General features: G+C 53.8%; 7 protein-coding genes and 2 tRNA genes. 1 reads left to right on the top strand and 8 read right to left on the bottom strand.

The features are described from left to right. Positions 1 to 600: 600 nt before the first annotated feature. Entirely contained in the window at positions 601 to 1,551 is a 951-nt protein-coding gene (locus HMPREF9453_RS05040) for an ROK family protein (protein WP_316244710.1), read from the top strand. Between the two features lie 385 nt (positions 1,552 to 1,936). Here HMPREF9453_RS05040 and HMPREF9453_RS05035 read toward each other — a convergent pair whose 3' ends face one another. From HMPREF9453_RS05035 to HMPREF9453_RS05000, 8 genes are all read right to left on the bottom strand, one after another. Beyond that, positions 1,937 to 2,635 (bottom strand): NAD(P)H-dependent oxidoreductase, encoded by a 699-nt coding sequence (locus tag HMPREF9453_RS05035; protein ID WP_008859482.1) that lies wholly within the window; start codon positions 2,633 to 2,635, stop codon positions 1,937 to 1,939. Positions 2,636 to 3,377: 742 nt separating this feature from the next. Then, positions 3,378 to 4,703 (bottom strand): branched-chain amino acid transport system II carrier protein, encoded by a 1,326-nt coding sequence (gene brnQ, locus HMPREF9453_RS05030; RefSeq protein ID WP_008859480.1) that lies wholly within the window; start codon positions 4,701 to 4,703, stop codon positions 3,378 to 3,380. A 1,142-nt stretch (positions 4,704 to 5,845) separates the two neighbouring features. Then, a complete protein-coding gene (gene lpxA / locus HMPREF9453_RS05025; protein ID WP_008859479.1) occupies positions 5,846 to 6,658 on the bottom strand; it encodes an acyl-ACP--UDP-N-acetylglucosamine O-acyltransferase in 813 nt (270 codons plus the stop codon). Between the two features lie 202 nt (positions 6,659 to 6,860). Then, complete coding sequence (gene fabZ / locus HMPREF9453_RS05020) at positions 6,861 to 7,340, bottom strand: 3-hydroxyacyl-ACP dehydratase FabZ (protein ID WP_008859478.1); 480 nt, start codon at positions 7,338 to 7,340, stop codon at positions 6,861 to 6,863. A 36-nt stretch (positions 7,341 to 7,376) separates the two neighbouring features. Next, entirely contained in the window at positions 7,377 to 8,204 is an 828-nt protein-coding gene (gene lpxC / locus HMPREF9453_RS05015; RefSeq protein WP_008859477.1) for a UDP-3-O-acyl-N-acetylglucosamine deacetylase, read from the bottom strand. Between the two features lie 663 nt (positions 8,205 to 8,867). After that, positions 8,868 to 8,944, bottom strand: a tRNA-Arg gene (locus HMPREF9453_RS05010). 4 nt (positions 8,945 to 8,948) lie between these two features. Beyond that, positions 8,949 to 9,024: transfer RNA gene (locus tag HMPREF9453_RS05005), tRNA-Trp, on the bottom strand. Between the two features lie 286 nt (positions 9,025 to 9,310). Continuing rightward, the gene (locus tag HMPREF9453_RS05000; RefSeq protein ID WP_008859476.1) at positions 9,311 to 10,702 is read right to left on the bottom strand and encodes a glucose-6-phosphate isomerase; all 1,392 of its coding nucleotides are present in this window, start codon (positions 10,700 to 10,702) and stop codon (positions 9,311 to 9,313) included. Between the last annotated feature and the right edge of the window lie 513 nt (positions 10,703 to 11,215).

The raw sequence follows: 11,215 nt of genomic DNA, 5'->3' as shown, positions 1-11,215 counted from the left end.
TCAGCCAAAGTAGGCCCTTAGCCTGCCCATTAAAGGGCTTACCTATTGGTTGGCTGACCGTGCCCACTGGGGAGGTACGGCGCCTTCGGCGCCATTTTTTATGCCGCCTTTGGCGGCGAAAACCATACAACCGCCCTGCGGGCGAGGAAATGCAATTCCCCCTTTGGTGGCTGGCGCCACCACCTTTCCCCCGCAAGCGGGGGCACTATGGGTACTTAGCCATGGGGCCATGTCTCTACAGGAAAGCATAGAGCGATTTATTCTGTCCCCCGGATGGGGGAAAGTCCGGCGCAGCCGGATAAGGGGGAGCCGCGCAGCGGCTAATCACCAGAATGCTTATCATGCCATATGGCACTGAAAGTAAATCCCGTAACGCTGACTTTATAAGCATTGCCGCAGAGCGGCAATCCACAACCCTCGGGCTGACGGGCCGTCAAACTTAAGAACCCTTGGGCCGAAGGCCCATCCATCTTAAGAACCTTTCCCTCTGAACCTTTTGAACCTTCTGAACCCTATGAACCCGGGCCACAGAGTGGCCCCCACTGCCCTTAATTTCCCATTGCAAGAAGAGTCAATATATTATAAACTGATACGAGTGATATTTCCAAAAGCGTAAGAGCAGGGAGGCGTTTCAAAATTTTAATCGGCGGTATAGAAGCAGGCGGTACTAAAATAATTTGCGGCGTGGGAGAAGTGAAGGATGGCACCATTCGCATTCTTTCGGAAATGCGGTTTCCTACCACCACCGCATCCCGGGTGCTGCCGGAAATCATTGCCTGGTTTAAGCAGTATTCCATCGAATCCCTGGGAATTGCCAGCTTCGGGCCTCTGGACCTGAAGAAGGACTCCCATACTTACGGCTACATCAAGGCGACACCGAAGAAGGGCTGGCAGGATGTGGACTTTGTGGGACCCTTTGCCCGGGCTTTTGCGATTCCTATCGAGTTTGATACGGATGTGAACGGGGCGGCTCTGGGTGAATCGGTCTACGGCGCCGGCAAAGGATGCCAGGTGGTGGCCTATATGACTGTAGGCACCGGCATCGGCGTAGGCCTTTACACGGAAGGAAAGCTCCTCCATGGTCTGGTGCATCCGGAAGCAGGGCACATGCTGATCCAGCGCCATCCGAAGGATACCTATGAAGGAAGCTGTCCTTTCCACAAGGATTCCTTCCTTCCCGGCGGCTGCCTGGAGGGATACGCCTGCGGACCGGCTATCCAGCAGCGCTGGGGCGCGCCGGGAGAGACGCTGCACAACCGGAAGGAAGTATGGGAAATGGAAGCCTATTACCTGGGACAGGGCGTTTCCAATCTGGTGCTCCTCTATTCTCCGGACAAAATCATTATCGGCGGCGGCGTCATGCATCAGGACAACCTGTTCCAGATGGTGAGAGATGAAGTCAAGAAAAATCTGAACGGTTACATTCATTCGGATATGGTGGAAGGAAATCTGGAGAATTACATCGTTCCGCCGATGCTGAAAGACCATGCCGGCCTCATCGGTGCCATCGAACTGGGCAAGAGGGCCTGGGAAAACGAAAATAAACAGTAATGACACAAAAAAACTCCAGCTTTGAGGGCTGAAGTTTTTTGTGTATTTTCTTGTGCCAAAAGCGCAGCTTTCCACTCCCGTCCTTTCGACGGTCGGGAAAATTCTGGTTTTTCTCCATAGTGCTGGATGCATTGAAGTGGGAGATCTCTCGACTCAGAGTTTCAATAAACCCCGAAGTCTTTACAGTCCATACCGGCATGCAGCTCCGCTCGAGATGACGATGGCGGCGGGCAGCATAGAGTTATTTCAACGGGGGATCAATGAAAGAAGCGCAGCTTTGCACTCCCGTCATTTCGACGAAAGCGTTGCGGAGTGGAGGAATCTCCTTTCCGGGAAGTTTCCTGCAGCGATGAGCTTTCATAGTATCAAACTGTACAGGAACCCCTTATCTCACCCATTCCACCGATTCGGAGAGGGGCTTTCTGCTCTTGTCCCGGTGCGGGGTTTCGGCCCGATAGCCGAAAGCGGCCATGACGGCGATGCCATAGTGCCTGGTGTCGAAGAGGTGATGCTCTTCTCCCAGAAGGCGGGTCATGTCGGCGGGATTGAAGCCTTCCAGGGGGCAGGAGTCGATGCCCATGTAGGCCATGACGATGTAGGCTTGCTTGGAGGTCCAGTCCAGGGCGGTGCGTTCGGAGTCAAGGATTTTCATTTCCTCTTTCCCGAAGCGGGTGTACACCTGGCTGTAGAAATCGTATACTTCCGGCGGCACCTGGTGGATGTCCTTCAGCATGTGGTCTGCATAGGGGGAACCGAAGGTGATGTCTTCTCTCTTGTTGGCCAGGAAGACTACGAAATGGCTGGCGCCGGAGAGGCCGGCTCTGGCGCCCCAGCCGTAGGGCATCATTTCCTCCCGGATTTTCCTGTTCTGGATGACCAGGATTTTCCAGGGTTCCATGCCAAAGGAGGTGGGAGACAGACGGGCCGCTTCCAGCAGGGTTTCAAAGTCTTCATCGGAAATGATTTTTTCCGGATCAAATTTCTTCGTGGCATAGCGGTACTTCATGGCTTCCAGAAGGACCTTCTTATCATTATGGGGCTTGGGTGTATCTTTGGTGGGGATCGTAATGGATTCGGTATTCATGATTGACTCCTTTATATCTATAATTATCTATAGAGAGATAGATTAAATATAGCATTTTTTCTATGTTAAGTCAATGGGATGCTTTATGGACACGCCCTTATGGGCGTGAAGGTTCTAAAGTTTGACGGGGCTATCGCCCTGAGGGTTCTTAAGTTTGACAGCGGCTCTGCCGCTGAGGGTGGAGGTGGGCGCCTTACATTTATAGAAGGCGCCCTCTTATGAAAAAAACTTTACAACTGCACTTATTAAAACGAGTGCCACCTGCTTGCAAGGGGGAGAGGACCATGAGGTGGCGAGGGAGGCCGCCGATTGGCGGTCAGGATAGCGATAGAGCATCCTATCGTTGCTCTGCCCCGTACACCCTTTTGCCACTACGTGGCATTTCCCCTCAAGGGGAAACGAGAAAAAAGGTGGCACTGGATATTGTGTCACATATGACACAGACAGCCAATCCTGTAACGTTCTTGCGTCCCCTTTAGGGGAAGAGGGCCACGAAGTGGCGAAGGGGTGGACGGTGGTAATCCTGATTATGATACTTGATGTGGACGTGACCGCCGAAAGGCGGCATTATAATACTCATTGCCCGTAGGGCAATCCACAACCCTCGGGGCCAAAGGCCCCGTCAAACTTAAGAACCCTTGGGCCGAAGGCCCATCCATCTTAAGAACCTTTCCCTCTGAACCCTCCAAACTTTCATATTAAAAAAGCTCCCCGAGGGGAGCTTTTTGCATTCGATTTCATCCTATTCCTGCACGGCTTTGGCGGGCTGGAAGTGGGAGAGGATGATGCCCAGGATGAGGCCTGCCAGGCAGAAGGACACCCAGGAGAGGCCGTAGCCTGCAAGGGGCAGGGAGGCCATGAAGGTGTCCAGGCCGCCCAGGGAAAGGCCTGCGGTGTGGAGGCCGTCATAGAGGGAGGGGAAGAAGGTGAAGAGGGTGGCGGTGCGGTATACGCTGCGGTAGCCGCCGTAGAGGGAGTGGGTGAACGTGAGGATCACCAGAGAAATGGTGAGGGGATAGAGGAACATGAGCACCGGAATGGCTGCCTTGATAATGGTGGTGAGGCCGAAGAGGGCTACAAAGAAGGAAATGATAGAGAAGGCAGATACCCACAGGGTGTAGGAAAGGGCAGGAATGAGACGGGAGAAATATTCAGCGCAGGCGGTAATGAGTCCCACACTGGTGGTGAGGCAGGCCAGGAGCACGATGACACCCATGACGATGCGGCCATAGGAGCCGAAGTAGTAATGGGCGGCACCCACCAGCACGCCGGCACCGTTTTCCTGCATGCCCAGTTCCGTCACAGAGCTGGCGCCCAGGAAGCAGAGGAAGATGTAAATAATGCCCAGGCAGGCACCGGCAATGAGGCCGCTTTTCAGGGTAGAAAGAGCCACTTCTTCATTGGTGTCGGCGCCGTACTGACGGACGGAATTGACTACGATAATGCCGAATACGAAGGCAGCCAGGGCATCCATGGTGCCGTAGCCGTCCAGGAAGCCCTGGGTGAGGGCTTTCATGGTGTCCCGATAGCTGTCGGCAGCAGGCTGCCAGGGTCCCATGGGATGGATGGTGGAAACAATGAAAAGAAGGGCCAGGAAAAGGAGGAGTACCGGCGTAATGACTTTGCCGATACGGCTGACCAGCTTATTGGGGCTGATGGAAAGCCACCAGGAAACGACGAAGAAAAGAAAGCAGAAAATATAGAGAGCGCTGGATTTCATGGCGCTTCCGAAGAAGGGGGAAATAGCGATTTCAAAGGATGTGGTGGCCGTACGGGGAATGGCAAAGGCCGGCCCGATGGTAAGGTACAGAGCCACGGTGAAGAAAATGGCATACTTGGGGTGGATGCGGGAAGCCAGGGCCTGCAGGTCATTGCCGGAATAACCGATGGCCGCTACCCCCAGGATAGGAAGGCCCACACCAGTGATCAGAAAGCCGATGGTGGCGGGAATGGTATTGACGCCGGAATTTTGACCCATGAATACGGGGAATATCAGGTTGCCGGCGCCGAAGAAGAGGGCGAAGAGCATGAGCCCGATGGGAATGAGGGAATTGGCTGATTTCTTCATGACATACACTCCTTTGACAATAGAATGCAGAGGCAGGACATCAAAAAGCCCTGCCGGAAACAATCCGACAGGGCACAAATGCGTGAGGTACCACCTTGTCTTGCGTACTCAATTGGGCTGTAACGGCGCCGCCGCTTGCTCCTGGTCATGGATAGACTCAGAGAAGGACTCCCGGGTGACGCGGCTCGTTCGCTTCAGCAGCTCGCACCATCCGCTGCCTCTCTGGGAAGATTCCCGGGCCTGATTCCGGTCATTGTCATGATATAAGTTAAATTAATTCTAGCATGAGAAAATTAGTAAGTCAAGAGGCTTTTGGGGACACGCCCTGTCGGGCGTGAGGGTTCTAAAGTTTGACGGGGCTATCGCCCCGAGGGTTCTTAAGTTTGACAGCGGCTTTGCCGCTGAGGGTTGTGGAGGGCGCCTTACATTTATAGATGGCGCCCTCTTATGATAAAACCTTCACAACCGCCCTGGCGGGCGAGGGAAATGCAATCCCCCTTTGGTGGCTGGCGCCACCACCTTGCCCGGTGGGAAGCATGTCACTGGATTCGCGGGTCGCGGGGCTCCCCTATGAATCCAGTTCCTTTGCCACCCCCCCACTTCACGGGGGCACTATAAAGCTCCGTTATGCTGTGAGCTGCTTATGAAAGGACTGCTTTTCAGAGTTTTATTGTCCCACCGCTCAGCGGGGGGAAGGTGGTGCCGTAAGGCACCAAAGGGGGGAAGCCACCGGAGGTGGCTGATTACCGTAGTGCTTATCATGTCATATGACGCTGAAAGGTGAATCCGTAACGCTGACTTTATACTCATCGCCCGTAAGGGCGATACCACAACCCTCGGCCCGAAGGGCCGTCAAACTTAAGAACCCTCCGGCCGTCAGGCCGGTCCATCTTAAGAACCCATTTCCTCAACCCTTCTACACAACCTGCCGCCATCAGGCGGCCATAACCCTCGGGGCACAGCCCTGTCAACCCTCACACCGAAGGTGTGTCCAATGGCGGAGCCGCCACCACAACCCTCGGCCCAAAGGGCCGTCAAACTTAAGAACCCTCCGGCCCTCAGGCCGGTCAATCCTAAGAACCTTCCTCTTTGAAGCAAAAAAACTCCCCTTTCGGGGAGTCAATCCATAAAGGGGAGGATAGTTATCTGTCTCTGGTACGGCAGAGGCCGCGGTCACAGTTGCGGAGGAAACGGAGGAGGTGTTCGATTTCCGGAGTGGAAGGAAGTTCCTGTTCCATTTCCAGGATGGCATCGTTCAGCTTCAGGCCGGAACGGAAAATGAGGCGGTATGCCTTTTTCAGGTAGCTCTTCACTTCCGGCGTAATGTTGTTGCGGGCAAGGCCTACGCTGTTCAGACCTACCACCCGGGAGGGGTTGCCGTCTACGATGACGAAGGGGCATACGTCCTGCACGATCTTGGACATGCCGCCTACCATGGCGCAGGCGCCGATTTTAACGAACTGGTGGATACCGCTCATGCCGCCGATGACTGCATGGTCTTCTACGGTGACGTGGCCTGCCACGCCGGAGAAGCTGGACATGACGATGTGGTCGCCGAAGTTGCAGTTGTGGGCTACATGGGTGTAGGCCTGCAGCATGTTGTAGGAGCCTACCCGGGTTTCGCAGTTTTCGCCGGTGGCCCGGTGGATGGTGACGTATTCGCGGATCAGGTTGTGGTCGCCGATGACTACGGTGCTGTATTCGTCATGGAATTTGAGGTCCTGGGGATCTTCACCGATGACGGCATGGGGGTAAATGTGGTTTTCTTTACCCATGCGCACGTTTTTGGCGATGACGGCGTGGGCGCCGATGACGGAGCCTTCGCCGATTTCACAGTTCTCACCGATCACCGCATAGGGCCCGATGACAACATTTTTATGAAGGATGGCCGTCGGATCGATGACGGCGGTTGGATGAATTTTCGGTTCTGCCGATTGAATGACTTTTAATTCCATAGTCTCATTCCCCTTTATGGTGGCGGCTGTTTTGACTGACAGCCGATTTTTTTAATTTGTGATTCTCTTTATACATAAATCCCTGATTCATGATCGTTTTGAAACAGCGGTTTTGGAGTGTTTATAAGGGGAATCCTTTATTTCCTTTGACTTTCTTTCATTTCCTCTATTTATTAACTGTTTTTGATTAGTTTAAGGAAACTTATTTTTTCTGGGCTTCCTGTTCCTTTTCCTTCTTTTCCGGGGAGTCGTTGGGATCCATGAGGTAGAAGAGGAAATCGGCTTCTGCCTTGTGCACGCCGCCTGCCTGGCATTCGCAGTGTACTTTGCCCATACGGCCGATGATTTTCTTAATCACTGCCTTGGTGACCAGCTGGTCTCCGGGGAGGACAGGGGAACGGAAACGGACGTGGTCCATGCCGGTGAACATGGGGATGAGGCCCCTGTTTTCTTCCGGATACTGAAGGGCTACGCCGCCGACCTGGGCCATAGCCTCGCAGATGAGGGCGCCGGGCATGACGGGATGGCCGGGGAAGTGGCCCTGGAAAAAGGGTTCGTTCATGGTGACGCATTTCACGCCGATGGCATATTTCATGGGAACCATTTCAATAATCTTGTCTACCAGCAGCATGGGGTACCGATGGGGCAGGATTTCCATAATTTCTTCAACATTTAATTCCATAACAGTTCCTCCTTATCCTATTCGTATATTCGTATCTTATTTTTTCAAAGCCTGCAGTTTTTCGGAAAGTTCCGCATTCAGCTTGTGACTTCCCAGGACGGCGATGATATGGGCATGGAGCGGTCCGATGAGGGAAATATCGCCCAGAATGTCCAGAATCTTGTGGCGTACCAGTTCGTCTTTGAAACGGGGCACTGAGAGGCATTCCGTTTCAGAGTAGACCACTGCATTTTCCAGGGTGCCTCCCTTGCCAAGGCCCATTTTCCTCATGGCTTCCAGCTCCCAGGTGAAACCGATGGTGCGGGCGGATGCGATTTCCTTCATGTAGGAATCGTGGTCAATGACGATATCCACCATCTGGGTGCCCAGAAGGGGATGGGGATTGATGGAAGTGAAGGTAATGCGCAGGCCGTCATAAGGAAGGGCGGTGATGAATTTTTTCCCTTCGTAAATGGCTACGCTTCTGTCCAGGGTGAGGACAGGGATCTCTTCGTCCTGTTCTTCAATGCCTGCTTCCTCCACCATGTCCACAAAGGTCTTCGCACTGCCGTCGCCTACCGGCGGTTCCGGCGAATCCATTTCAATGATGCAGTTGTCGATATTCAAAGCGTAGAGAGCGGAGAGCAGATGCTCCACGGTAAACACCTTGGCCGGCCCTTTCTCCAGGGTGGTGGCACGCATGGTGCTTGTAATGTACCGGCTGTCGGCAGGCACTTCCGGCATACCGGGAAGGTCGCTTCTACGGAAGAGGATGCCCGTCCCCGGTTTGGCGGGATGCATGGTCATGGTTACCGGCATGCCGGAGTGAAGACCATTGCCTTTGTAGGAAACCGGTTTTCTGATTGTGTGCTGTTTTCTATTCACAATGAGACACCTTTCATTATTGAATTACACCTTTACAATTATTTTATTATATCGTTTTTTGAAGAATAGTACAAGGTTTAGGGACAAGCCCCTATGGGGCTGAGGGTTGACGGTCCTTCGGGCCGAAGGTTCTTAAGGGGCTTAAGTTTGACGCGCCTCTGGCGCGAGGGTTGTTGTAGGGCGCCTCTAAATTATAGAAGGCGCCCTCTTATGAAAAAACTTTACAACCGGGCTTTAGCCCGTGGGAAAACCATACAACCGCCCTGACGGGCGAGGAAATGCATTCCCCCTTTGGTGGCTGGCGCCACCACCTTTCCCCCGCAAGCGGGGGCACTATAAAGCTCCGTTATGCTGTGAGCTGCTTATGAAAGAACTGCCTTTCAGAGCTTTATTCTGCCCCCTGAACAGGGGGAAGTCCGGCGCAGCCGGAAAGGGGGAGGCGAGCGCAGCGAGCCAATCCGCAGAATGCTTTGCATAACGTATGATGCAGATAGGTTAATCCGTAACGCTGATTTTATAAGCATTGCCCGTAAGGGCAATCCACAACCCTTTGAACCCTTTGAACCCTTTGAACCTTCTGAACCCTCACGCCCGACAGGGCGTGTCCAAAGGCTCCTTTACGCACAATAAAAAATCCGCTAAACTGCTGTTTAGCGGATTTCATGGTGACCCAAGAGGGATTCGAACCCCCGACACCTTGATTCGTAGTCAAGTGCTCTATCCAGCTGAGCTATTGGGCCAAATTGGCAGGGGCAGAGGGACTCAAACCCCCAACCTACGGTTTTGGAGACCGTTGCTCTATCAATTGCGCTATGCCCCTAGACGCATGTTTCTTGCGACTGTATTATCATAACAGATAGATTCTAAAATTGCAAGGGGTTTGGAAAATATTTTTTCAAATCTGCGGCGAAGCCGGATAGGGGGCGAGCGCAGCGAGCCAATCCGCAGAATGATTATCATGTCATATGACACAGAAAGGTGAATCCGTAACGCTGACTTTATACTCATCGCCCGAGAGGGCGATACCACCACCCTCTGAACCCTTTGAACCTTCTGAACCTTTTGAACCCTCACACCGCAGGTGTGTCCAATGGCGTGTCCGCAGTTTACTTATTCCTCACAATGTATTCCCGGATATCCTGGTGGAGGATTTTCTTATAGTCCTCCACGCCGGGCTGGTCGTAGGCATTAATGCCTGCCAGGGCGCCTTCGTAAGCGATGGTGAGGAAGAAGAAATACATGAGGGCCCCCATGTGGAAGGGGGTGATTTTCCGGATGTGGATGCTGCAGCTCATGCGCCCTTCGCAGGCCAGGGCTTTTTCGTTGGCCTTGCGGGCGGATTCCAGCATGTAGTCCATGGGGACCATGCCCTTTTCGCCACCCTCTTCACAGGGGACGGAAAGGGTACTGCGGCTTTCTTTGACGGAAATGAACTGCACCAGTTTATTTTTGGCTCCCTGCTGATGTTCCTGGGTGAGGGAATGCATGTCCGTGGTGCCTACGGCAGCTACGGGAATGCGGCCGTAGTGGATTTCTCTGCCCCGGATGTCATATTTCTTTCCCAGTGATTCTCCCAGAAGCTGGGCGTACCACCAGCCGAAGGAACGGAGGGTGTCGCCGTAGGGCATGATGATTTCTGCGGCAGTGCCGTATTTCCTGCTGGCTGCGTATTTCAGGGATGCCAGCAGAAGGGCTGGGTTTTCCTCTGCCTTTTCGCTTTGGCAGGCTTCTTCCACCATGCGGGCGCCGGAGAGGAGGGCTTCGATGTCCACGCCGATGAGGCGGGCAAAGACGAGGCCCACTTGGGAAAGTTCGCTGAATCGGCCGCCGATGCCGTCGGGCACAGTGAAGCAGGGGAGGTGGTGCTCATTGGCATAGTGCCTAAGGGTTCCTTTTTCCTTATCCGTAATGGCAAGGAGGGACAGGTCCGCAAAGGGAGCAAGGATGGTCCGCAGGGCCTTCAGGGCGCTGGAGGGTTCGATGGTGGTGCCGGATTTGGAAATCACCAGGAGAAGGACCCGGCATTTTCTTCCAAGGCGCCGGCTCTGGCGCTCTACTTCCTCTGCCAGCTGCAAAAGGCCATGGGGATCCATGTTCTGCCCTGCGAAAAAGACCTGGGGAAATCCCTGGCGCTCTTCCCGGCTCATCATGTTCCAGTAGGGACCGCAGAACACGTCGAAAAGCATCTGGTTTCCCAGATAGGAACCGCCGATGCCGATGGAAATCAGGATATCCGATGCTTTGGACAGTTCATGGACATGGGAAAGGTGCTCCCTCTCTTCTTTGGACATGAGCCGTTCTTCTTCCAGAATATAGGGCAGACGTGGAAAAAGGACCAGGCTGCCGTCGGGTCCTTTTCCGCTTTTACGGAGTTCTGTCAGTGACCGTCCTGCCTGGTGAATACGGTCTTCCATGTTCTTCAGGTCTCCCTCTTTCACGCTCCAGGGATTTCCCAGAAGATTTCGTATATCAATATCCAGCTCGTTCTGAATGGTCATACCTTGCACTCCCTCATTGCCTATATATAATAAGATACTGTCAAAAAATAATTATACAGGATAAAACAGGGGAATACAAGTTATAAAAGAAGGGGCTGGGGGCGGTGCTTTCCAGTATTCCCGAAGGTTGACACGCCCTTACGGGCGTGAGGGTTGAGCCAGCCGCCGGGCCTTTCGGCCCTGGGCTGCCAGGGTTCTGTCCGGGACCGGCTGACGCCTCCCGGACGGGTTGAGGGCTTTCGCCCTCGGGAGGTATGAAGTACCGTTCCACTGGGGAGGTACGGCGCTTTCGGCGCCATTTTTTATGCCGCCTGCGGCGGCGAAAACCATACAACCGCCCTGCGGGCGTCGGAAAACAGGCCAACCGCCCTGGCGGGCGAAGGAGATTCCCCCTTTGGTGCCGTAAGGTACCAAAGGGGGGAAAGCCACCGGAGGTGGCTGATCGACGTAATGCTTTTCAAGCCCTATGACACAGAAAGCTAATCCCGTAACGCTGACTTCATAAGCATTGCC

The organism is Dialister succinatiphilus YIT 11850 (genome assembly GCF_000242435.1).
GTDB classification, from domain to species: domain Bacteria; phylum Bacillota; class Negativicutes; order Veillonellales; family Dialisteraceae; genus Dialister; species Dialister succinatiphilus.
The sequence above is the reverse complement of the archived record's forward strand: the minus strand, read 5'-3'. Positions and strand labels throughout refer to the sequence as shown.